Raw genomic sequence first — 23,390 nt, 5'->3', positions numbered from 1 at the left:
GGAACACCCACCCACATGCTTCTGCACAACCTCCCGCCGGGTCAGGCGGCGAAGGAGATGGTTCACGTGTCCGCTACGCCCGTGCTGGCGTTGCGCGGGGTCTCCAAGCGGTTCGGTGCCGTCCAGGCGCTCACCGACGTAGAGCTTGAGGTCCACGCCGGTGAAGTGGTCGCCCTGGTGGGCGACAACGGCGCCGGAAAGTCCACGCTGGTCAAGACGATCGCCGGCGTGCACCCGATCGACGAGGGGTCGATCGAATGGGACGGCAAGGTCGTCCAGATCAGCAAGCCGCACGACGCCCAGGCGCTCGGCATCGCGACGGTCTACCAGGACCTCGCGCTGTGCGACAACATCGACGTCGTCGGCAACCTCTACCTGGGCCGTGAGCTGAAGAAGCGCGGCGTCCTGGACGAGGTCGAGATGGAGCGCCGCTCCCGCGAGCTGCTGGACACGCTGTCCATCCGCATCCCCAGCGTGCGCATCCCGATCGCCTCGCTCTCCGGCGGCCAGCGCCAGGTCGTGGCCATCGCCCGCTCCATGCTCGGCGAGCCCAAGCTGGTCATCCTCGACGAGCCCACCGCGGCCCTCGGCGTCGAGCAGACCGCCCAGGTCCTCGACCTGGTCGAGCGGCTGCGCGAGCGCGGTCACGCCGTCATCCTCATCAGCCACAACATGGCCGACGTGAAGGCCGTCGCCGACAAGGTGGCGGTGCTGCGGCTCGGCCGCAACAACGGCGTCTTCGAGGTCAAGTCGACCTCGCAGGAAGAGATCATCTCCGCCATCACGGGCGCCACGGACAACGCCGTGACCCGTCGCGCGGCCCGCAACGGGGAGGCTCAGAAGTGAGCACCGACAAGACCTCCACCACCGTCACCAAGACCCCGGCGGCGGAGAACACCGAGGCGGCCGCCCAGGCCGTCACCGCCGTCGACCCCCGGCTGCTGGTGCGCGAGCAGGGCTTCGCGGGCTACCTGTCCGAGTTCAAGCGCAAGATGAAGGCGGGCGACCTCGGGTCCATCCCGGTCGTCCTCGGCCTCGTCGTCATCTGGATCATCTTCCAGAGCCTGAACTCCAACTTCCTCACCGCCGGCAACCTCTCCGACATCTCCGTCGCCATGGTCGGCACGGGCATGATCGCCGTCGGTATCGTCTTCGTGCTGCTGCTCGGCGAGATCGACCTGTCGGTCGGCTCCGTCAGCGGTGTCGCGGGCGCCACCTTCGCGGTGCTGAACGTCAGCCACGGCATGAACGAGTGGCTGGCCTTCCTGCTGGCCATCCTCACCGGCACGGTCGCGGGCGCGATCCACGGCTTCTTCTTCGCCCGCATCGGCGTGCCCGCCTTCGCCGTCACCCTGGCCGGTCTGCTCTTCTGGAACGGCTTCATGCTCCAGATCCTGGGCGACAACGGCACCATCAACCTCGACTCCGACGGTGTCGTGGCCAAGCTGACCAGCTACTACTTCACCGACGTGGCCGCCGCCTACGGGCTCGCGCTCGTCGCCACGGTCGCGTACTTCCTCAGCTCCTTCTTCGGCAACCGCCGCCGCGAGGCCGCGGGCGTGCCGTCCCGGCCGCTGAGCGAGACGATCCTGCGCACGGTCCTGCTGGCCGTCCTGGCCTTCGCCGTGGCGATCGTCTACAACCAGTACAAGGGTCTGCCGCTGGCCGTCGTGATCTTCCTGGCGGTCCTGCTGATCACGGACTTCGTGCTCCGCCGCACCTCCTACGGCCGCAAGGTCTTCGCCCTCGGCGGCAGCGTCGAGGCCTCCCGGCGCGCCGGCATCAACGTCGAGCTGATCCGCATCTCGGTGTTCGCCATCGCCGGCACCTTCGCCGCGATCGGCGGCCTCTTCATCGCCTCGAAGATCGCCTCCGCCAACCAGGGCGCCGGCGCCGGCGACCTGCTGATGAACGCGATCGCCGCGGCCGTCATCGGCGGCACCAGCCTCTTCGGCGGCCGGGGCCGCACCTGGAACGCCCTGCTCGGTGTGCTGGTGATCGTCTCCATCCAGTACGGCCTGGCCCTGCAGGGCATCGCCTCGCCGGTCCAGTACATGATCACCGGTGGCGTCCTGCTGGCGACCGTCGTCATCGACGCGGTCACCCGCAAGACCCAGAAGACGGCGGGCCGCGCCTAGCGGCCCCCGCGGTGGGAGGCGCAGGCCGCCTCCCGCCCCGAGACGAAGTGCCCGGTACCAACGGCGGTACCGGGCACTTCTCCGTGCGCGGGCGGAATGCGGCGTAATGCTCCGTAATGCGCCGGTACCCGTCTGCGTGCGGAATGCCTCCGTCCGCCCCCTGGGGCGATCGTGCGCGAGGATTCGCCCGTACGCGCGGTTCCGTGCATCGTCCAAGGCCTGCGGGGAACACCTGTACGCGGCGCACCACCCCCGTACACGTGACGCAGAACGCATGGCCCGGGCGCCGTTGTCGCGGACGGAACATTAGACTCGACAGACCCGGCAAGGCTCGAACAGCTCTACTGCAAGGAGGCACGGGTGCCGCTGCTGACCCGCATCAGGGGACCGCGCGATCTGGACGGGCTCGGACCGGAGCAGCTCGATCAGCTGGCCGACGAGATCCGCGCCTTCCTGGTCGACGCCGTCTCCAAGACCGGCGGCCACCTCGGCCCCAACCTCGGCGTGGTCGAGCTCACGATCGCCCTGCACCGCGTCTTCCACTCGCCCAAGGACCGCGTCCTGTGGGACACGGGGCACCAGTCCTACGTCCACAAGCTGCTCACCGGGCGCCAGGACTTCTCGAAGCTGAAGATGAAGGGCGGCCTGTCCGGCTACCCCTCGCAGGCGGAGTCCGAGCACGACGTCATCGAGAACAGCCACGCCTCCACCGTCCTGGGCTGGGCCGACGGCCTCGCGAAGGCCAACGAGGTCCTCGGCCGCGAGGACCACCACGTCGTCGCGGTCATCGGCGACGGCGCGCTCACCGGCGGCATGGCCTGGGAGGCGCTCAACAACATCGCCGAGGCCAAGGACCGCCCGCTCGTCATCGTCGTCAACGACAACGAGCGCTCCTACGCGCCCACCATCGGCGGCCTCGCCAACCACCTGGCCACCCTGCGCACCACCGACGGCTACGAGCGCTTCCTGGCCCGCACCAAGGAGATCCTCGACCGCACCCCGGTCGTGGGCAAGCCGCTCTTCGACACCCTGCACGGCGCCAAGAAGGGCCTGAAGGACTTCATCGCCCCGCAGGGCATGTTCGAGGACCTCGGCCTGAAGTACGTCGGCCCGATCGACGGCCACGACATCGAGGCCCTGGAGTCCGCGCTGACCCGCGCCAAGCGGTTCGGCGGCCCCGTCATCGTGCACTGCCTCACCGAGAAGGGCCGCGGCTACCAGCCCGCCCTCCAGGACGAGGCGGACCGCTTCCACGCCGTCGGCAGGATCCACCCCGACACGGGCCTGCCGATCGCCACCTCCGGCGCCGACTGGACCTCCGTCTTCGGCGAGGAGATGGTCAGGCTCGGCGAGGAGCGCGAGGACATCGTCGCCATCACCGCCGCCATGCTCCAGCCCGTCGGCCTGGACCGGTTCGCCAAGGCCTTCCCGCACCGCGTGTACGACGTCGGCATCGCCGAGCAGCACGGCGCGGTCTCCGCGGCGGGCCTGGCCACCGGCGGCCTGCACCCCGTCTTCGCCGTCTACGCCACCTTCCTCAACCGCGCCTTCGACCAGGTCCTGATGGACGTGGCCCTGCACAAGTGCGGCGTCACCTTCGTCCTGGACCGGGCCGGCGTCACCGGCACCGACGGCGCCTCCCACAACGGCATGTGGGACATGTCGATCCTCCAGGTCGTGCCCGGCCTCAGGCTGGCCGCGCCGCGCGACGCCGACCAGGTCCGCGCCCAGCTGCGCGAGGCCGTCGAGGTCGAGGACGCGCCGACCGTGGTCCGCTTCTCCAAGGGCGCCGTCGGCCCCGCGGTGCCCGCCGTGGGCCGTGTCGGCGGCATGGACGTCCTGCGCGCGCCCGGCACCGACACGCCGGACGTGCTGCTGGTCTCCGTGGGCGCGCTCGCGCCCATGTGCCTGGAGATCGCCTCCCTCCTCGACCACCAGGGCATCTCCACGACGGTCGTCGACCCGCGCTGGGTCAAGCCCGTCGACGAGGCGATGGCCCCGCTCGCCGAGAAGCACCGCGTGGTCGTCACCGTCGAGGACAACTCCCGCGTCGGCGGCGTCGGTTCGGCGATCGCCCAGGCGCTGCGCGACGCGGGCGTCGACATCCCGCTGCGCGACTTCGGCATCCCGCCGCGCTTCCTCGACCACGCCTCGCGCGCGGAGGTCCTGGCCGAGATCGGGCTGACCGCGCCCGACATCGCCCGCCAGGTCACCGGGCTCGTCGCCAAGCTCGACGGGCTGCCCGCCTCCCGGGGGCGCGCGAACGGATCCGAGCGCGCCCCGGCCCAGGCCGTCGACGTCGACTCGGTGGAGCCCGCGCGCGACTGACCCGCCGCCGCGCGAGCCCGCGCACTGCTCCGACGGGCCCATGCCGCGACCCAGGACGGGTGGCGGCACGGGCCCGTCCGCGTGAATCCGCCCGCGCCAGGGCAATCGGAGCCCAGGCACCCCCGAACATGTCGGGGACGACGAGCGCGGGAGGACGACCGTGGCCCACAGCCTCTTCAGAACCAAGAACGTCGAACAGTCGATCTCGGACACCGAGGAACCGGAGCACGCGCTCAAGAAGTCGCTGTCCGCGCTCGACCTGACCGTCTTCGGCGTCGGTGTCGTCATCGGCACCGGCATCTTCGTGCTCACCGGCCAGGTGGCCAGGGAGAACGCGGGACCGGCCGTGTCCCTGGCGTTCGTCGTGGCGGGCGTCGTCTGCGCGCTCGCCGCGCTGTGCTACGCGGAATTCGCCTCGTCGGTCCCGGTGGCCGGCTCGGCGTACACCTTCTCGTACGCCTCGCTCGGAGAGCTGCCCGCCTGGATCATCGGCTGGGACCTGGTCCTGGAGCTCGCGCTCGGCACGGCGGTGGTGGCCGTCGGCTGGTCCGGCTACATCCGGTCCCTGCTGGAGAACGCCGGGTGGCACCTGCCCGCGGCGCTGAGCGGCCGGGACGGCGCCGAGGGTTTCGGCTTCGACGTCTTCGCCGCCGGGCTCGTGCTGGTCATCACCGCCGTCCTCGTGGTCGGCATGAAGCTGTCCGCGCGGGTCACCTCGATCGTCGTCGCCGTCAAGGTGGCCGTGGTCCTGATCGTCATCGTCGCGGGGGCCTTCTTCGTCAAGGCGGACCACTACGACCCGTTCGTCCCGCCGTCCGAGCCGCAGGAGGCGGGCGGCAGCCTGACCGCGCCGCTGGTCCAGCTGCTCTTCGGCTGGGCGCCGTCGAACTTCGGCGTGATGGGCGTCTTCACCGCCGCCTCCGTCGTCTTCTTCGCCTTCATCGGCTTCGACATCGTCGCCACGGCCGCCGAGGAGACCCGCAACCCGCAGCGCGACCTGCCGCGCGGCATCCTCGGCTCCCTGGCCATCTGCACCGTCCTGTACGTGGCCGTGTCGATCGTCGTCACGGGGATGCAGAAGTACAGCGAGCTGTCCGTGGAGGCCCCGCTCGCCGACGCCTTCAAGGCCACCGGGCACCCGTTCTTCGCCGGTGTGATCAGTTTCGGCGCCGCCGTCGGCCTCACCACCGTCTGCATGATCCTGCTGCTCGGCCAGACCCGCGTCTTCTTCGCGATGAGCCGCGACGGCCTGCTGCCGCGCTTCTTCTCCCACGTCCACCCGAAGTACCGGACCCCCCACCGCCCGACCGTCCTGCTCGGCGTCGTCATCGCGGTCGTGGCGGGCTTCACCAGCCTCAGCGAACTGGCCGAGCTGGTGAACATCGGCACGCTCTTCGCCTTCGTCGTCGTCGCGGTGAGCGTCGTCATCCTCCGCCGCACCCGCCCCGACCTGCCGCGCGCCTTCCGCACCCCGCTGGTGCCGCTGGTCCCGGCCCTGTCGGTGCTCGCCTCCCTGTGGCTGATGCTCAACCTGCCCGCGGAGACCTGGCTGCGCTTCGCGATCTGGATGGCCATCGGTTTCGCGGTCTACTTCCTGTACGGCCGCAAGCACAGCCGGCTGGCGCACGGGCGGGCAGCCGCGGAGGGTTCCACGACGCGGAGCGACCTCACGAAGTGACACGGGACGGGGCGGGCGGCCGGGGAACGCGGCCGGTCCCGGCCCGGCACTGTGCGCGGAGCAGGCGGGAAGGGTTCAGCCCCGGACCGGCAGCGTGCGCGGCCCCGCCACCTCGGCGCCCAGCGCGCGCACCCGCTCGCGCAGCTCCCGGTCGGCGGTGACGACGAGGCGGCGCCGGTCCGGCGCCCGGCCCGCCAGCTCCACCATCGTGTCGTCCCCGCTGCCGGGTGCCCGCACCACCCGTACGCCCGGCACGGACTCCACGTCCCGTGCGGCGCCCTCGACCACGAGCACCAGCTCCACGGGGCCCGGGTGACCGGGCAGTCCCTCCTCGGCGTACGGCGCCAGCCGGTCCCGCAGGCGCTCGGCGGCGCCCCGCCGGTCGCGCCACCACCCGTCGGGCACGGACCCCACCACGTTGGCGGCGTCGACGATCACGAGAAGCGGCTCCTCCATGACCCACAGGGTCGCACGGAGCGGCCGGAAGGGGCCCATTAGAGTGGGGGAGTGTCAATGGTCCGTACAGTGAATGGCGACTGGCTCATACGCGGCAGGGACGGTCGGCTCAGCGCCTATGCCCCCAGGGACGAAGCGGCATGGTGCTGGGCGGAACGGCTGCCCGGCGGTGACTGGCTGCCGCCCCGCGTCGTGGGCGGCAGCCAGCGCCTGCACCCCGTCCTGGCCGTCGGCCGCGGCGCCGACGGCTACGCCCACCTGGTCTCCTGGCGCCCCACCGTCCCGGGCGAGTCGGGCCTCGTCCACTCCACGCACTTCCGCGGCCACCTGGCCGCCCTCGACTGGATCCCGATCGGCCACCCCAACAAGAAGGGCGACCGCACGGGCGTCCCCGCCGTGACCGTCGACGCCGAGGGCCGCGCCCATGTCTTCGTCCGCAACAAGGGCGGCGGCGTCAGCATGCTCGGCCAGAAGCAGCACGGCGGCTGGGGTCCCTGGCGCGACCTCAAGGGGAAGGAGGTGCACGAGGAACTGGCCGCCGTGACGGGCGAGTCGGGCCGCGTGGAGGCGTACGCCGCCACTCCCGACCGGATCCTGCACTGGCGCCAGGAGGAGCCGGGCTCGGTTCCCGTGGCGGACGAGCCCCTCGCGGTGAGTGCCCGTCCCGGCACGCTCACCGCGCTGCCCACCTCCGAAGAGCACACGACGCTCTTCTTCACGTCCCAGGACGGCACCCTGCACGCCTGGCGCCCCGGCACGGCCCCGGTGCCCCTGGCCGCCGCCGCGGGCCCCGGTCCCGTGGCGGCCACCCGCTGCGTCATCGAGGGCACCGACTGCACACTCCTCGCCCAGCGCGCGGCCTCGGGCCGCGTGGCCTTCGCCGCGTACCCGACGGAGCAGGAGCCGGCGGGGGTGTGGTGGACGGAGTCGGGACCGCAGCTGCCGGCGGACGCCGGGGTGTCGCTGGTGGTGGACCGTGAGGAGCGGGTGGTGGCGGCGACGCTGACCCCGTCGACCGGACAGCTGCTCCTGACCCGCCGCAAGGACGAACCCGGACTGGCGTTCACGGCCTGGGAACCCGTCGGCTAGGCCGCGCCCCGCCCCCCGCGCCGTACGGGCCGGCCCCGGGAGCACGGCGGGTTCCCCGGTTCGCCCCCGGTGGCCCCCGCCGGCAGCCGGTCCTGGGACCCGGGCCGGGACCGGACCGCGGGTGCGCACGTCGTCGACGTTCTCGCCGTCGACGCCTCGGGCGCCGGATCCCCGGCCACCCGGGCTCCGTTCACCCTGATGGGCGCCTCGGCCGGGCGGCCGCGTACTGCGGCGGGACGTACCGAGGGCTCTCGGCGCCCACCGGCGGGAAGCACGAAGAGGGGCCCTCCGCGCATCGCGGAGGGCCCCTCTCACGTCACAGCGGCTACGCCGGAACGCTGGCCACCCCAGCTCCCAGGAACCGCTTCCCGTTCACCCGTTCGCTGACGCCCTCGCGGTCCAGGTACGGCGTGATGCCGCCCAGGTGGAAGGGCCAGCCGGCGCCGGTGATCAGGCAGAGGTCGATGTCCTGGGCCTCGGCGACGACGCCCTCGTCGAGCATCAGGCCGATCTCCTGGGCCACCGCGTCCAGGACCCGGGCGCGCACCTGCTCCTCGGTCAGGACGGTGTCGCCCTGCTTCAGCAGCGCCGCGACCTCCGGGTCGAGCTCCGGCTTGCCGGAGTCGTAGACGTAGAAGCCGCGCTTGCCGGCCTCCACGACCGCCTTCAGGTTCGGGGACACCGTGAAGCGGTCCGGGAAGGCGCCGTGCAGCGTCTGCGAGACGTGCAGGCCGATCGCCGGTCCGACCAGTTCGAGCAGGACCAGCGGCGACATGGGCAGGCCGAGGGGCTCGACGGCCTTCTCGGCGACCTCGACCGGCGTGCCCTCGTCGATGACGTTCTGGATCTCGCCCATGAAGCGGGTGAGGATGCGGTTCACGACGAACGCCGGGGCGTCCTTGACCAGCACCGCCGTCTTCTTCAGCTTCTTGGCGACGGCGAAGGCCGTGGCCAGCGAGGCGTCGTCCGTCCGCTCGCCGCGGACGATCTCCAGGAGGGGGAGGACCGCGACGGGGTTGAAGAAGTGGAAGCCGACGACCCGCTCGGGGTGCTTGAGCTTCGACGCCATCTCGGTCACCGACAGGGACGAGGTGTTCGTCGCCAGGATCGCGTGGGCCGGGGCGACCGCCTCGACCTCGGCGAACACCTGCTGCTTGACGTCGATCCTCTCGAAGACGGCCTCGATGACGAAGTCGGCGTCGGAGAATCCCTCCGCCTTGTCCAGGACGCCGGTGACCAGGGCCTTGAGGCGGTTGGCCTTGTCCTGGTTGATGCGGCCCTTGCCGAGCAGCTTGTCGATCTCGGCGTGGACGTAGCCCACGCCCTTGTCGACGCGCTCCTGGTCGATGTCCGTGAGGACGACCGGGACCTCCAGGCGGCGCAGGAAGAGCAGGGCCAGCTGGGAGGCCATCAGGCCCGCGCCGACGACGCCGACCTTGGTGACCGGGCGGGCCAGGTTCTTGTCCGGGGCGCCCGCGGGGCGCTTGCCGCGCTTCTGGACGAGGTTGAACGCGTAGAGGCCCGCGCGCAGCTCGCCGCTCATGATCAGGTCCGCGAGGGCCTGGTCCTCGGCGTCGAAGCCCTGCTGCAGGTCGCCGTTCCTGGCGGCGGCGATGATGTCCAGCGCGCGGTACGCGGCCGGGGCCGCGCCGTGCACCTTGCCGTCGGCGATGGACCGGCCGCGCGCGACGGCCTGGTCCCAGGCCTCGCCGCGGTCGACGGCGGGGCGCTCGACGGCGATCTCGCCCTTGAGGACGGCCGCCGTCCAGATCAGCGACTGCTCCAGGAAGTCCGCGCCCTCGAAGATCGCGTCGGCGATGCCCAGCTCGTAGACCTGGTCGCCCTTGAGCTGCTTGTTCTGGTTGAGGGAGTTCTCGATGATCACCGAGACGGCCTTGTCGGCGCCGATCAGGTTCGGCAGCAGGGTGCAGCCGCCCCAGCCCGGGACCAGGCCGAGGAAGACCTCGGGCAGCGAGAACGCCGGCAGGGCGCGCGAGACCGTACGGTACCGGCAGTGCAGGCCCACCTCGACGCCGCCGCCCATGGCCGCGCCGTTGTAGTACGCGAAGGTCGGCACGGCCAGCGTGGCCAGGCGCTTGAAGACGTCGTGGCCGCCCTTGCCGATGGCCAGCGCGTCCTCGTGCCGCTTCAGCAGCTCGACGCCCTTGAGGTCGGCGCCGACGGCGAAGATGAACGGCTTGCCGGTGACGCCGACGCCGACGATCTCACCGGCCGTCGCCTCCCGCTCGACCTGGTCGAGGGCGGCGTCGAGGTTCGCCAGCGACTGCGGCCCGAAGGTGGTCGGCTTGGTGTGGTCCAGGCCGTTGTCGAGCGTGATGAGCGCGAAGCGCCCGGCGCCCGCGGGCAGGTCGAGGTGGCGTACGTGCGCCTGGGTGACGACCTCGTCGGGGAAGAGCTCGGCCGCGCCCTTCAGAAGTTCGGCGGTGGTGCTCACTTGTCCCCCTCGAAGTGCGGGTTCTCCCAGATGACCGTCGCGCCCATGCCGAAGCCGACGCACATGGTCGTCAGGCCGTAGCGGACGTGCGGCTGCTCCTCGAACTGGCGGGCCAGCTGCGTCATCAGGCGGACGCCGGAGGAGGCCAGCGGGTGGCCGAACGCGATGGCGCCGCCGTACTGGTTGACGCGCGGGTCGTCGTCCGCGATGCCGTAGTGGTCCAGGAAGGCGAGGACCTGGACGGCGAAGGCCTCGTTGATCTCGAAGAGGTTGATGTCCTCGATCGACAGACCGGCCTTGGCCAGCGCCTTCTCCGTGGCCGGGATCGGGCCGTAGCCCATCACCTCGGGCTCGACGCCCGCGAAGGCGTACGAGACCAGGCGCATCTTGACCGGCAGGCCGTTCTCGCGGGCGAACTCCTCGGAGGCGATGATCGAGGCGGTCGCGCCGTCGTTCAGGCCGGCGGAGTTGCCCGCCGTGACCCGGCCGTGCGTACGGAACGGGGTCTTCAGGCTCTGCAGGCCCTCCAGCGTGGTGCCCGGGCGCATCGGCTCGTCGGCGGTGACCAGGCCCCAGCCGGTCTCGCCGGCCTCGGCGTTCGTGCGGCGCACCGAGATCGGCACCAGGTCGGCCTGGATCTTGCCGTTGGCGTACGCCTTGGCCGCCTTCTCCTGCGAGCGCACGGCGTACTCGTCGGCGCGCTGCTTGGTGATGTGCGGGTAGCGGTCGTGCAGGTTCTCCGCGGTCATGCCCATGAACAGGGCCGACTCGTCGACGAGCTTCTCCGACACGAAGCGCGGGTTCGGGTCGACGCCCTCGCCCATCGGGTGGCGGCCCATGTGCTCGACACCGCCCGCGATGACGGCGTCGTACGCGCCGAAGGCGATGGAGCCGGCGGTGGTGGTGACGGCGGTCAGCGCACCCGCGCACATGCGGTCGATGGAGTAGCCCGGCACGGACTCCGGCAGCCCCGCGAGGATGCCCGCGGTGCGGCCGATGGTCAGGCCCTGGTCGCCGATCTGCGTGGTCGCCGCGATGGCGACCTCGTCGACCTTCTTCGGGTCCAGACCCGGGTTGCGGCGCAGCAGCTCCCGGATCGCCTTCACGACGAGGTCGTCGGCGCGGGTCTCGTGGTAGACGCCCTTCGGGCCCGCCTTGCCGAACGGGGTGCGGACGCCGTCGACGAAGACGACGTCCCTGACGGTACGAGGCACGATGGCTCTCCTCCAGGTGCGGGACGGCACTGCTGCGCGGCGCACGCGCTGAGCGTGCGCTCACCCTCATGCTACTTGCGGGTAACCATGCTGCACAGTCCCCCCGCCGGGAGCGGTGAAGGTCACATCCGGGCGACCGCGGGCAGGGGGCGCGGCGGGGGTGCGCGATGGCGTGAACAGGACCGTGGCCATGCCCGTACGGGCCTGAGCGGTCCCGTACGGGCAGGAGGTGGGCCTGCGCCGCCTCGAAGATCTTGGCGCGATATCGACGGCGTCCGTCATGCCCGTCACGCCGGACGGAGGGCGGCGGACGGCGGGCGGCGGAGAGGGGGCGGAGAGGCGAGCGTCCGCTTCGTCCGTCCGCCGCCGGGTGCGCGGCGCGGAGAACGGAGGGGGGACGCCTCTGCGTCACCAGGGGCGCTCCTGCGTCACCAGGGACGGCCCCGGCGTCACCGGAGCGCTCCTGCATCATCGGGGCGCTCCTGCGTCACCGGGGCGACCCCTCACCGCCCGCGGGCGCCCGGCCGCCGCCCGCCCGGCCGCCGCCCGCGCGACCGCCGCGCGCGGGGCGTCTCACGCCGTACGCGGTGACCGCAGCGCCTCCGCCAGGGCCGGTGCGACCTGCTCGATCTGCCAGGGGCGCGCGCCGTGCAGGGCGAGCGCGGCCGCGACCGAGGCGGTGTCCGGGGCCGCGGGCGGCTCCCAGCACACCCGCCGGACCGCGTCCGGGGCGATCAGGTTCTCCTGCGGCATGCCCAGCCGCTCGGCCAGGGCCGACACGGCCGCGCGCGCGGCGGAGAGCCGGGCCGCGGCCGCCGGGTCCTTGTCGGCCCAGGAGCGCGGCGGCGGGGGACCGGTCACCGCCTGGCCGGGCTGCGGCAGCTCCGACTCGGGCAGAGCCTTCGCGCGGTCCACGGCGGCCTGCCACTGCTCCAGCTGGCGCCGGCCCATGCGGTGCCCGAAGCCGTTCAGCGCGGCGAGCGCGTGCACGTTGGGCGGCAGGGCGAGCGCGGCCTCGACGATCGCGGCGTCCCCGAGCACCTTGCCGGGGGAGACGTCGCGGCGCTGGGCGACCCGGTCCCGGGTCTGCCACAGCTCGCGCACGGCGGCCATCTGCCGGCGGCGGCGCACCTTGTGCATCCCGGACGTACGGCGCCAGGGGTCCTTGCGGGGCTCCGGCGGCGGCGCGGAGGCGATCGCGTCGAACTCCTGCCGGGCCCACTCCAGCTTGCCCTGGCGGTCCAGCTCCTTCTCCAGGGCGTCGCGCAGGTCGACCAGGAGCTCCACGTCGAGCGCCGCGTAGCGCAGCCAGGGCTCGGGCAGCGGCCGGGTGGACCAGTCGACCGCGGAGTGTCCCTTCTCCAGGACGTAGCCGAGCACGTTCTCGACCATCGCGCCGAGGCCGACCCGCGGGTACCCGGCCAGCCGGCCCGCCAGCTCGGTGTCGAAGAGACGGGTGGGGACCATGCCTATCTCGCGCAGACAGGGCAGGTCCTGCGTCGCGGCGTGCAGCACCCACTCCGCGCCGGAGATCGCGTCGCCCAGCTCCGTCAGGTCGGGGCAGGCCACGGGGTCGATCAGGGCGGTGCCCGCGCCCTCGCGGCGCAGCTGCACCAGGTAGGCGCGCTGGCCGTAGCGGTAGCCGGAGGCGCGCTCGGCGTCGACGGCGACGGGGCCGGTGCCGGCGGCGAAGGCGGCGATCACCCGGGCGAGGGACTCCTCGTCCGCGATCACGGGCGGGATGCCCTCGCGGGGTTCCAGCAACGGGATCGGCGCCCCTGCGTCAGATGATCCGCCGTCGTCCGGAGGGGCGCCTCCGGTGGTGCGCAGTGGACTGTCTGCTGCGGTCTCTTGGGCGTCGGTCACCTGTCAAGGGTATCCGTGGATGGACTACGCCCGCCGACGTAACGTTCCGTCGACGGGCGTTCCAGGTCGGAAACCGGTCAGGTCAGTGAATGATCCCCGTACGCAGGGCGACGGCGACCATACCGGCGCGGTCGCCCGTGCCGAGCTTGCGGGCGATGCGGGCCAGGTGGCTCTTGACGGTCAGCGCGGACAGCCCCATCGAGACGCCGATGGCCTTGTTCGACTGGCCCTCGGCGACCAGGCGCAGGACCTCGACCTCGCGGCCGGACAGTTCGCGGTAGCCGCCCGGGTGGCTCGGGGCACCCGGGGGGCGGCGGTGGATACGGGCGGCCGCCGAGCCGATGGGGGCGGCGCCGGGGCGGGTGGGCATGCCCACGTTGGTGCGGGTGCCGGTGACGACGTAGCCCTTCACACCGCCGGCGAGGGCGTTGCGGACGGCGCCGATGTCGTCGGCGGCGGACAGGGCCAGGCCGTTGGGCCAGCCCGCGGCTCGGGTCTCGGACAGAAGGGTGAGGCCGGAACCATCCGGCAGGTGGACGTCGGCGACGCAGATGTCGCGGGGGTTGCCGATGCGGGGACGAGCCTCCGCGATGGACGAGGCCTCGATGACGTCGCGCACTCCGAGGGCCCACAGGTGGCGGGTGACGGTGGAGCGGACGCGGGGATCGGCCACGACCACCATGGCGGTCGGCTTGTTCGGGCGGTAGGCGACCAGGCTTGCGGGCTGCTCGAGGAGAACGGACACCAGGCCTCCTGGGGATGGGGGACGGGGAACCGGCTCTGGGGATCAAGCCGGGGCGAACCGTGCTTTCAAGGTCACAGAGGTCTTCGGCACCACACCCGTGCGCCTTTAGGGGATGATCACGATTTGGTGAATGATTCCGTGCGATTCGGACGCGCGATCGATCACTGATAGATCGAAAGAGGTCCGCTCTGCGTCGTAACGAGCCCGAAAGTGGCCGAATCGACAAATATGCAGAGCACCGGCGGGTGACGTCGTCGAGGGGATGTGCGGACGGAGCGCGGACGCGGGGGGAACGTGCGGCTGTTCCGGACGACCGCAAGTGTGCGACCGGTCCATGCGGCGGCAGGCGTGCGACGAGGCCCGGACGACGGCAGGCGTACGGCTGCTCCGGGCGGCGGCAGGGGTGCGGCCGGTCAGAGGCGGCGGCAGAGGGCGGCGAGGCTTGGGGGGCGGCAGGCGTGCGGCCGGTCAGAGGCGGCGGCAGGGGGGGCGGCTGCTCCGGGGACGGCAGGCGCGCGGTGGGGCCCGGACGACGGCAGACGTGCGGCCGGTCCAGAGGTGGTGGCAGGCGTGCGGCCGGTCAGAGGCGGCGGCAGGCGCGCGGCCGGTCCGGGTGGTGGCAGACGTGCGGCGAGGACCGGGCGCGGGGTGTCGCGTCCGGACCTCGCCGTCTCCCGTCTCGCCGTTCCGCGGTGCGATGGGGCGCGGTGCGGTGCTCTTCGGCGGGCCGTGCGCGGGCCCCCGGGCTCAGCGGGGCTGTGGGCCTCTGCGCTGGGGGAGGGTGAACACCGACGCGTCGCCGCCCGCGCCGGCCGGCGGCAGGCCCGCCACCTGGCACAGGAGGTCGCACCAGGCCGCCAGGTGCGACGCGGTGTCCGGTACGCCGCCCAGGCCCTCCCGCGGGGTCCACGAGGCGCGGATCTCGATCTGGGAGGTGGGCGGCCGCTCGGACAGGCCCCCGAAGTGGTGGGAGCTCGCACGCGTGACCGTGCCCCCCGGCTCGCCGTACGCCAGCCCGCGCGCCTGGAACGCGCCGGTCAGCCAGGCCCAGCACACGTCCGGCAGTAAGGGGTCGGCGGCCATCTCCGGCTCCAGCTCCGCCCGCACCAGCGTCACCAGGCGGAAGGTCCCGTGCCAGGCGTCGTGCCCGGCCGGGTCGTGCAGCAGGACGAGACGGCCGTCCGCCAGATCCTGGTCGTCCTGGACGACCGTGGCCTCCAGGGCGTACGAGAACGGCGCCAGCCGCTGCGGCGGCCGCGTCGCCTCGACCTCCACCTCGGAGCGCGGCCGTGCCGTCCGCAACGCCTCGACCGCGGCGCGGAACGGCAGCGGAGCCGCGTCGCCCCCGCCCCGTCCCCCCTGCGTCCCGTCGCCCATTCCGCCGTCCGAAAGTCGTCCCTGAGCCCCAGCCATGCCGGGAAGGTTAAGGGGAACGAGCCCTTTGCGCAGGGAGAGACACCCGGCCGACGGCCCACTGTCCGTATTGCCGGGAGCGAACGGGCGCCAGGGGGCGCGATCGCGGGGCGGACTGCCGGGAGCGGACGGATCCCCGGCCGCGCCGGCCGGGCGCGGGGGCCGGGCCGGGACCCGGGCCCGAGGGGTGCGCGCGGCGTGCGAGACTTTCCGTCGTGAGTGCCAACGACCTCCCCGCCCCGGGCCAGCCGACCACGACGCGCGACGCCGTCCAGGACTCCGCCTTCCTGAAGGCGTGCCGGCGCGAACCCGTGCCGCACACGCCGGTGTGGTTCATGCGGCAGGCCGGTCGCTCCCTGCCCGAGTACCGCAAGGTCCGCGAGGGCATCCCGATGCTGGAGTCGTGCATGCGGCCCGAGCTGGTCGCGGAGATCACCCTGCAGCCGGTGCGGCGGCACGGCGTGGACGCGGCGATCTACTTCAGCGACATCGTCGTACCCCTGAAGGCCATCGGCGTCGACCTCGACATCAAGCCCGGTGTGGGCCCCGTGGTGGAGCGGCCCGTCCGCAGCCGCGCCGACCTCGCGCGCCTGCGGGACCTCACGCCCGAGGACGTCTCCTACGTCACCGAGGCCATCGGCCTGCTCACCGCCGAGCTCGGCGCCACCCCGCTCATCGGCTTCGCCGGCGCGCCGTTCACGCTCGCCAGCTACCTCGTGGAGGGCGGCCCGTCCCGCAACCACGAGCACACCAAGGCCCTCATGCACGGCGACCCGCAGCTGTGGGCCGACCTGCTGGACCGCCTGGCCGACATCACCGCGGCCTTCCTGAAGGTGCAGATCGAGGCCGGCGCCAGTGCCGTGCAGCTCTTCGACTCCTGGGTCGGCGCGCTCGCGCCCGCCGACTACCGCCGCTCGGTCATGCCCGCCTCGGCGAAGGTCTTCTCGGCGGTCGAGTCCTACGGCGTGCCGCGCATCCACTTCGGCGTCGGCACCGGCGAGCTGCTCGGCCTCATGGGCCGGGCGGGCGCCGACGTGGTCGGCGTCGACTGGCGCGTCCCGCTCGACGAGGCCGCCCGCCGCGTCGGCCCCGGCAAGGCGCTCCAGGGCAACCTCGACCCGGCGGTCCTGTTCGCCGGCGAGGAGGCCGTGCGCGCCAGGACCGACGAGGTCCTGGAGGCGGCCGCCGGCCTGGAGGGCCACGTCTTCAACCTCGGCCACGGCGTCCTGCCCAGCACGGACCCCGACGCGCTCACCCGCCTCGTGGAGCACGTGCACACCCGCACGGCGCGCTAGGACCCGCGGGCGCTTACGGACCCGCGGGCGCGGAAGCACGGAAACACCGGAGGGCCCGCCGGCCGTCGTGGACGTCACGACGGCCGGCGGGCCCTCCCGTCTCACCAGGTGTGGCGGGCCCGCCTGCCGAACAGCAGGCCGCGCGGTTCCGGGGGCTGCGGGGTGCCCGGGCGCAGCGGCCAGGCGAGCAGCATGCCCGCCAGGAAGCCGACGACGTGGGCGACGTACGCCACCGTCCCGGCCGCGGTGCCGCCGCCGTAGGAGTACACCGCCTGCAGCGCGAACCAGAAGCCCAGCACGATCCAGGCGGGCAGGCGCAGCGGCAGGAAGACCAGGAACGGGACGAGGACCCACACCCGGGCCCGCGGGAAGAGCACCAGGTACGCGCCCAGGACGCCGGCGATCGCGCCGGAGGCGCCGATCAGCGGGTCGCCCGAGCCGTCGTTGAGGAGCGCGAAGCCGTACGCCGCCGCGTAGCCGCAGACGAGGTAGAACAGCAGGTAGCGCAGGTGTCCGAGGCGGTCCTCGATGTTGTTGCCGAAGATCAGCAGGAAGAGCATGTTGCCCAGCAGGTGCGCCCAGCTGCCGTGCAGGAACATCGCGGTCAGGACCGAGAGCGCGGGCGACTTGTCGTAGCCGGGCGGGCCCACCACGCAGCCGGGGCCCCGCGGCCCGACGCCGGTGCCGCCCGTGGGGACGAGGTCCGGCAGCTGACCGTGGATCAGCTCCCTGGGGACGGCCGCCCAGTGGTCCAGGAAGGCCTGGAGGTCGCAGAGCCGGGCCAGGCCGGTCTCCTCGCCGACGAGGGAGCCGACGACTCCCGGCGTGAGCACGAAGACGACGACGTTGGCGGCGATGAGGCCGTACGTCACCCAGGGCGTACGGCGTACCGGATTGATGTCATGGACGGGGATGACCACACGCAATGAGTGCCCCGGATGCGCCGTGCGAATCGGTGAACACATCCGCGCGGTCGCGCGTATGTCCCGGCAAGGTCCGCGATCCGAGGAGAACAGGTCATGAACGACCCGGGCATGCCGTCGCTGCACGCCACACCGGACGGCGAGGCGGAACTGGCCGTGGTGCTCCGCCTCGCGTGGGAGGACGTCGCCGCGCTCGGCCAGGAGGCGTCCCGGCTCGCCGCGAGCGCGCAGCGGCCGGTGACCCTCGACGAGGCCGCCAGCCACCGGCTGCGCCGCCACAGGCCCGGCGCCGCGCACGCGCGGCCCCAGACCGCGCCCTCCCCGGTGGCGTCGCTGCCCCGCTCGCCGGCCGACACGGCGCGCCAGGCGATCGACAAGATCAACGGCACCGCCGGGCCCGCGTCGGCGCAGACCGGACCGACGTCGGCGCAGACCGGGCCGACGTCCGCGCAGGGGGCGTGACGGGACGCCTCAGCCCTGCCGGGACCGCACCGCCGCCACCGCCTTGCGGGCCGCGACCAGGACCGGGTCCCACACCGGGGAGAAGGGCGGGGCGTAGCCGAGGTCCAGGGACGTCATCTGCTCCACGGTCATGCCCGCCGTCAGGGCCACCGCCGCGACGTCGACCCGCTTGCCCGCGCCCTCCCGGCCCACGATCTGCACGCCGAGCAGCCTGCCGGTGCGGCGCTCGGCGAGCATCTTCACCGTCATCGGCGCGGCGTCCGGGTAGTAGCCCGCGCGGCTGGTCGACTCGATCGTGACCGCCTCGAACCGCAGGCCCGCGCGGTGCGCGTCCTTCTCCCGCAGCCCGGTGCGGGCGATCTCCAGCTCGCACACCTTGCTGACCGCCGTGCCGACGACGCCCGGGAACGTCGCGTAGCCGCCGCCCACGTTCGCGCCGATGACCTGGCCGTGCTTGTTGGCGTGGGTGCCCAGCGGGATGTGCCGCTCGCTGCCGGAGACGAGGTCGAGGACCTCCACGCAGTCGCCGCCCGCCCAGACGTTCTCGTGCCCGCGCACCCGCATCGCCCGGTCCGTCAGCAGCCCGCCGTGCCCGCCCAGCGGCAGCCCCGCCGCCTTCGCCAGCGCGGTCTCGGGCACCACGCCCATGCCCAGGACGACCACGTCCGCCGGGTACTCGGCGTCCTTCGTGACCACCGCGCGGACCCGCCCGTCGTCCCCCGTGAGCAGCTCGGTGACCTCGGCGTCGTTGACCATCGTGATGCCCATGCCCTCCATGGCGCGGTGCACCAGGCGGCCCATGTCGGGGTCGAGCGTGGCCATCGGCTCCGCGCCGCGGTTGACGACGGTCACCTCGTAGCCCCGGTTGATCATGGCCTCGGCCATCTCCACGCCGATGTAGCCGGCGCCGACCACGACCGCGCGCCTGCCGGGCGTGGCGGCCAGCGTGTCGAGCAGGGCCTGCCCGTCGTCCAGGGTCTGCACGCCGTGCACCCCGGGCGCGTCGATGCCCGGCAGGTCGGGGCGGAGCGGACGCGCGCCCGTCGCGATCACGAGGTCGTCGTACGGCGTCCACTCCTCGGCCCCGGACTCCAGGTCCCGCGAGCGCACCCGGCCGCCGTCGACGTCGATCTCCGTGACCTCCGTGCGCATCCGCAGGTCGATGTCCCGTGCCCGGTGCTCCTCGGGCGTCCGCGCGATCAGCGCGTCCCGGCCGGGGACGTCGCCGCCGACCCAGTACGGGATGCCGCACGCGGAGAAGGAGGCGAAGTGGCCCCGCTCGAACGCCACGATCTCCAGCTCGCCGGGGCCCTTCATGCGGCGCGCCTGGGACGCGGCGGACATGCCCGCCGCGTCCCCGCCCACGACCACCAGTCGCTTCTTCGTACGGCTCATGTTCATGGGGACACGCTAAGGGGGCCGCCGGGTTCCCCTCCCCGACGGCCGTCCCTCCCCGTCGCCCGTCCCCTCGGGGGCGCCGGCCCGTTCCCTGCGCTCCGGCTCAGTCCCGGCGCTCCGGCTCGGGCCCGGGGCCCGGCTCGCCGTCCAGCGCCGGCACCGGGGGCAGGGTCTGGGTGTCGTCCTGGTCGGGCCCCGGCTGCTCGTACCGCGCGCCGCGGGCGCGCCGGACCCGGACGATCCGCCGGACCAGCCAGCCCAGGAGCGCGGCGAGCACGAGGAACGGCAGCGCCGCGAGGAGGCCGACCCCGATCCAGCGGAACGTCGTGGCGAACGCGTCCCAGCCGCCCTCCAGCGCCTCCTCGAAGCCGGGCCCGTCGTCCTTCTGCGGCGTCCCCGTCTCCTTCGGGGGCGCCGTCGTCAGCGTCAGCGTGATGGTGGAGGTACCGGTGCGCGCCTTGAGGGACGCCTGCTGGGCGAGCAGGGCCTCCAGGTCCGCCTGGCGGGTGCTCAGTTCGCCCTCCAGGGCGACCACGTCGCTGAGCTTCTTGGCCCGCTCCATCAGCTCGCGCACCCGGGCCACGCTGGCCCGCTGCGTGCTGACACGGCTCTCCACGTCCACCACCTGCGACGTGACGTCCACCGCCTCGGCGGACCGCCTGACGAGCCTGCCGTACCCCGCCAGGTCGTCGAGCACGTCCTCGTACGCCCCGACGGGCACCCGCAGGACGGCCCGGGAGCGCTCGCGGCCCCGGCTGTCGCGGGTGGTGTCCTCGTCCCCGACGAACCCGCCGGCGTTCTCGGTGCGCGTGCGGGCCTCGGCGAGGGCCGCGCCCACGTCGTGGACCTCGACGGTCAGCGAGGCGGTGCGGACGACGTAGGCGCCGGCCCGCGCCGGAGCCGTGGCGGCCCGGTTCCCGGCGTCGGTCCGGCCGTTCCCGCCCGCGCGCTTCGCGCCGTTCGCCCCGCCCGCCTCGTCCGCCCGGCCCGCCTCCTGCCGCTGGGGGGCGGAGGCGGCCCTCGCCTCGTCGGCCGCCGAGGAGCCGCCCGAGGCGCTCCCCGAGCATCCGGCCAGGGCGAGCGCGGCGGCCAGCGCCAGCGCGGACAGGGACCGGACGGGGCGGCGGCGCCGCGCGGGGCGCGGGGGGCGTACGGGATGCGGGTGCGGTGGGCGGCGTACGGGACGGCCGGGCCGCGGGCGGGTGCCGGGCCGCGCGGGGCGTTCGGCTTCCGTGGACCGTACGGATCGGTGCTCGGACGTGTGGCGCGTCTGCATGCCGGCGTACCCCCGGAGGTGTCGTGAAGGCTGACGCACCTTCGACGCCCGGGCGGCGCGCCGCGTTGGGGGAATCGGGTCCCGATGCGGTCACGGTACGGACTCGCGACGGCCACTTGGTTCCGACGGGACGATCCGGGCCGCGCCGCACGCGCCGGAGCGTGGCCGGAAGCGGCGGGCGTGCCCGCCCCGAAGGGGTGCCGGCGGGGTCTGAAAGAGTGGGGACATGCGCGAAGAGACAGAAACGGGCACCGGCCGGGTCGTCGTCGTGGGGGGCGGCATCGCCGGTCTGGCCGCCGCCCACCGGCTGCTGGACGGCGGCGCGCGCGTGACCGTCCTGGAGGCCTCGGACCGCGTCGGCGGCAAGCTGCTCCCCGGTGAGATCGCGGGCGTCCGCGTCGACCTCGGCGCCGAGTCGATGCTCGCCCGGCGGCCCGAGGCGGTCGGTCTCGCCCGCGCGGTGGGGCTCGGCGGGAAGCTCCAGCCGCCGGCGACGGCGAGCGCCTTCCTGTGGACGCGCGGGGAGCTGCGGCCGATGCCCAAGGGCCACGTGATGGGTGTCCCCGGGGACGCCTCCGTGCTCGCGGGCGTGCTCTCCGAGGAGGGCCTGCGCCGTGTCGGGCGGGACCGCGAGCTGCCCCGCACGGAGGTCGGCGACGACGTGGCGGTCGGCGAGTACGTCGCGGCGCGACTGGGCCGCGAGGTGGTGGACCGCCTGGTGGAGCCGCTGCTCGGCGGTGTCTACGCGGGCGACGCGTACCGCATCTCGATGCGCTCGGCCGTCCCCCAGCTCTTCACCGCGGCCCGCACGCACGCGTCCCTGACGGAGGCGGTGCGCGGCATCCAGGAGCGCGCGGCCGCGGCCCGGCAGACCGGACCGGTCTTCACGGGGATCGACGGCGGCGTCGGCACCCTGCCGCTCGCGGTCGCGGAGTCGGTCCGCGCGCGCGGCGCCGAGATCGTGACCGGCTCACTGGTCACCGAGGTGCGGCGGACCGGGGCCGAGGCCGCGGCCGACGGCGGGGCGTCCTGCGGGGGGCGAGGGCGCTGGCGGGTCGTCGCCGGGGACCGCGTCCTGCACGCGGACGCCGTCGTGCTCGCCCTGCCCGCCCCCGCGGCCGCCCGGCTGCTGGCCGCCGAGGCGCCCGCCGCCGCGGCCGAGCTGGCGGCCGTCGAGTACGCGTCCATGGCGCTGGTCACCCTCGCCTACCGCCGGGGGGAGGCCGCCCTGCCCGAGGGCAGCGGCTTCCTGGTGCCGCCCGTCGACGGCCGGTCCATCAAGGCCTCGACGTTCGCGAGCCGCAAGTGGGGCTGGATCGCGGACCAGGACCCGGACGTGACGGTGGTGCGCACCTCCCTGGGGCGCTACGGCGAGTCGGAGGTCCTGGGCCGCGACGACGCCGAGCTGGTCGCCCTGTCCCGGCACGACCTGCGCGAGGCCGTCGGCCTGACCGCCGAGCCCGTGGAGACCCGGGTGACCCGCTGGTACGACGGGCTGCCCCAGTACCCGGTCGGCCACCACGCGCGCGTGGCCCGCGTCCGCGAGCACCTCGCCGAGCTGCCGGGCCTCGCCGTGTGCGGCGCGGCCTACGACGGCGTGGGCATCCCGGCCTGCGTCGCGAGCGCGTACGCCGCGGTGGACGCCCTCGGCGGGGACCTCCGCGGCGTGCGGGAGCTCACCGCCCACCCGGTGCAGAGCCTGCACGGCGGAGCGGGAGAATGAGGCCATGAGCGACAATGCCCCCGCCACCGACCCTGCCCGCATCCCGAACAAGGGCAAGCTGGCCAAGGACCTCAACGAGGTCATCCGCTACACCCTGTGGTCCGTCTTCAAGCTGAAGGACGTGCTGCCCGAGGACCGCGCCGGCTACGCGGACGAGGTCCAGGAGCTGTTCGACCAGCTCGCCGCCAAGGACGTCACGGTCCGCGGCACCTACGACGTGTCCGGCCTGCGCGCCGACGCGGACCTGATGATCTGGTGGCACGCGGAGACCGCCGACCAGCTCCAGGAGGCGTACAACCTCTTCCGGCGCACGAAGCTGGGCCGCGCCCTGGAGCCGGTGTGGTCGAACATGGCGCTGCACCGCCCCGCCGAGTTCAACCGCTCGCACATCCCGGCCTTCCTCGCCGACGAGACGCCCCGCGACTACGTGAGCGTCTACCCCTTCGTCCGCTCCTACGAGTGGTACCTCCTCCCCGACGAGGAGCGCCGCACGATGCTCGCGGACCACGGCAAGATGGCCCGCGGCTACCCGGACGTGCGCGCGAACACGGTCGCCTCGTTCTCGCTCGGCGACTACGAGTGGATCCTCGCCTTCGAGGCCGACGAGCTGTACCGCATCGTCGACCTCATGCGCCACCTGCGCGGCTCCGAGGCCCGCAGGCACGTCCGCGAGGAGGTCCCCTTCTACACCGGCCGCCGCAAGTCGGTCGCCGAGCTGGTGGCCGGCCTGGCGTAGGACCGCGGGGCCGGGGCGGTCCGGGCGGGACCGTGCCCCGCGAGGCCCGCGGAGCCGTGCCGGGCGCCGTGAGCCGGTGAACCTCTCCGGTCACGGCACTAGGGACCGTATTGAGTTCCGATCAAGGGGTGGCTCGGGTGAGGTCCCTGAGCCAGATCATCGAGGCGCGTAGGTGGAGGCCGGCGAGGTAGCTGT

18 protein-coding genes are annotated in these 23,390 nt (G+C 73.6%); 9 read left to right on the top strand and 9 right to left on the bottom strand.

Annotated elements, in window-relative coordinates:
• The first annotated feature begins 57 nt into the window (after positions 1-57).
• The 4 genes from IE271_RS33075 to IE271_RS33060 all read left to right on the top strand — a co-directional run bounded on the left by IE271_RS33075 (position 58) and on the right by IE271_RS33060 (position 6,144).
• A complete protein-coding gene (locus IE271_RS33075) occupies positions 58-846 on the top strand; it encodes an ATP-binding cassette domain-containing protein (RefSeq protein WP_190194180.1) in 789 nt (262 codons plus the stop codon).
• The gene (locus IE271_RS33070; protein ID WP_190194179.1) at positions 843-2,138 is read left to right on the top strand and encodes a sugar ABC transporter permease; all 1,296 of its coding nucleotides are present in this window, start codon (positions 843-845) and stop codon (positions 2,136-2,138) included. Before IE271_RS33075 ends, IE271_RS33070 begins: the two co-directional genes overlap by 4 nt.
• Positions 2,139-2,498: 360 nt before the next feature.
• Positions 2,499-4,466: a 1-deoxy-D-xylulose-5-phosphate synthase gene (gene dxs, locus IE271_RS33065; RefSeq protein ID WP_190194178.1), complete on the top strand. Its 1,968-nt coding sequence runs from the start codon at positions 2,499-2,501 to the stop codon at positions 4,464-4,466.
• A gap of 160 nt (positions 4,467-4,626) precedes the next feature.
• Positions 4,627-6,144 carry an amino acid permease gene (locus IE271_RS33060; protein ID WP_190194177.1) on the top strand — a complete coding sequence of 506 codons (1,518 nt, stop codon included), beginning with the start codon at positions 4,627-4,629 and terminating at the stop codon, positions 6,142-6,144.
• Between the two features lie 75 nt (positions 6,145-6,219).
• Here the strand turns inward: IE271_RS33060 and IE271_RS33055 are convergent, their stop codons facing one another.
• Positions 6,220-6,600: a PIN domain-containing protein gene (locus IE271_RS33055; protein ID WP_190194176.1), complete on the bottom strand. Its 381-nt coding sequence runs from the start codon at positions 6,598-6,600 to the stop codon at positions 6,220-6,222.
• 69 nt (positions 6,601-6,669) lie between these two features.
• On the opposite strand from IE271_RS33055, the gene IE271_RS33050 reads away from it, so the two are divergent.
• Positions 6,670-7,689, top strand: coding sequence for a PLL family lectin (locus tag IE271_RS33050; protein ID WP_190194194.1), 1,020 nt, complete (start codon positions 6,670-6,672; stop codon positions 7,687-7,689).
• A 325-nt stretch (positions 7,690-8,014) separates the two neighbouring features.
• Here the strand turns inward: IE271_RS33050 and IE271_RS33045 are convergent, their stop codons facing one another.
• The 5 genes from IE271_RS33045 to IE271_RS33025 all read right to left on the bottom strand — a co-directional run bounded on the left by IE271_RS33045 (position 8,015) and on the right by IE271_RS33025 (position 15,382).
• Positions 8,015-10,144, bottom strand: a complete 2,130-nt coding sequence (locus tag IE271_RS33045) for a 3-hydroxyacyl-CoA dehydrogenase NAD-binding domain-containing protein (protein ID WP_190194175.1) — start codon at positions 10,142-10,144, stop codon at positions 8,015-8,017.
• Entirely contained in the window at positions 10,141-11,358 is a 1,218-nt protein-coding gene (locus IE271_RS33040; protein WP_190194174.1) for a thiolase family protein, read from the bottom strand. The genes IE271_RS33045 and IE271_RS33040 overlap by 4 nt, the downstream gene beginning before the upstream one ends.
• Before the next feature lie 573 nt (positions 11,359-11,931).
• A complete protein-coding gene (locus tag IE271_RS33035; protein WP_190194173.1) occupies positions 11,932-13,224 on the bottom strand; it encodes a ribonuclease D in 1,293 nt (430 codons plus the stop codon).
• 82 nt (positions 13,225-13,306) lie between these two features.
• Positions 13,307-13,969, bottom strand: coding sequence for a response regulator transcription factor (locus IE271_RS33030; RefSeq protein ID WP_190194172.1), 663 nt, complete (start codon positions 13,967-13,969; stop codon positions 13,307-13,309).
• Between the two features lie 747 nt (positions 13,970-14,716).
• Positions 14,717-15,382, bottom strand: a complete 666-nt coding sequence (locus IE271_RS33025) for a DUF3000 domain-containing protein (RefSeq protein WP_190194171.1) — start codon at positions 15,380-15,382, stop codon at positions 14,717-14,719.
• Between the two features lie 215 nt (positions 15,383-15,597).
• On the opposite strand from IE271_RS33025, the gene hemE reads away from it, so the two are divergent.
• A complete protein-coding gene (hemE, locus tag IE271_RS33020) occupies positions 15,598-16,677 on the top strand; it encodes a uroporphyrinogen decarboxylase (protein WP_190194170.1) in 1,080 nt (359 codons plus the stop codon).
• A 101-nt stretch (positions 16,678-16,778) separates the two neighbouring features.
• On the opposite strand, the gene IE271_RS33015 is transcribed toward hemE, so the two are convergent.
• Positions 16,779-17,597, bottom strand: coding sequence for a rhomboid family intramembrane serine protease (locus IE271_RS33015; protein WP_190194169.1), 819 nt, complete (start codon positions 17,595-17,597; stop codon positions 16,779-16,781).
• A 99-nt stretch (positions 17,598-17,696) separates the two neighbouring features.
• Between IE271_RS33015 and IE271_RS33010 the strand changes: the two genes are divergently transcribed.
• On the top strand, positions 17,697-18,062 hold the full coding sequence (locus IE271_RS33010) for a hypothetical protein (protein WP_190194168.1): 366 nt from the start codon (positions 17,697-17,699) through the stop codon (positions 18,060-18,062).
• A 9-nt stretch (positions 18,063-18,071) separates the two neighbouring features.
• Here IE271_RS33010 and IE271_RS33005 read toward each other — a convergent pair whose 3' ends face one another.
• Both IE271_RS33005 and IE271_RS33000 read right to left on the bottom strand, forming a co-directional pair.
• On the bottom strand, positions 18,072-19,463 hold the full coding sequence (locus tag IE271_RS33005; RefSeq protein ID WP_190194167.1) for an FAD-dependent oxidoreductase: 1,392 nt from the start codon (positions 19,461-19,463) through the stop codon (positions 18,072-18,074).
• A 100-nt stretch (positions 19,464-19,563) separates the two neighbouring features.
• The gene (locus IE271_RS33000; protein ID WP_190194166.1) at positions 19,564-20,736 is read right to left on the bottom strand and encodes a DUF4349 domain-containing protein; all 1,173 of its coding nucleotides are present in this window, start codon (positions 20,734-20,736) and stop codon (positions 19,564-19,566) included.
• A 226-nt stretch (positions 20,737-20,962) separates the two neighbouring features.
• On the opposite strand from IE271_RS33000, the gene hemG reads away from it, so the two are divergent.
• Positions 20,963-22,459 (top strand): protoporphyrinogen oxidase, encoded by a 1,497-nt coding sequence (gene hemG / locus IE271_RS32995; protein ID WP_190194165.1) that lies wholly within the window; start codon positions 20,963-20,965, stop codon positions 22,457-22,459.
• 4 nt (positions 22,460-22,463) lie between these two features.
• Positions 22,464-23,195: a hydrogen peroxide-dependent heme synthase gene (gene hemQ / locus IE271_RS32990; protein ID WP_190194164.1), complete on the top strand. Its 732-nt coding sequence runs from the start codon at positions 22,464-22,466 to the stop codon at positions 23,193-23,195.
• The last annotated feature ends 195 nt before the right edge of the window (positions 23,196-23,390 follow it).

Source organism: Streptomyces minutiscleroticus, from assembly GCF_014650875.1.
Lineage (GTDB): Bacteria > Actinomycetota > Actinomycetes > Streptomycetales > Streptomycetaceae > Streptomyces > Streptomyces minutiscleroticus.
Note: the sequence above shows the minus strand (reverse complement) of the source record. Positions and strands in the feature narration are given on the sequence as shown.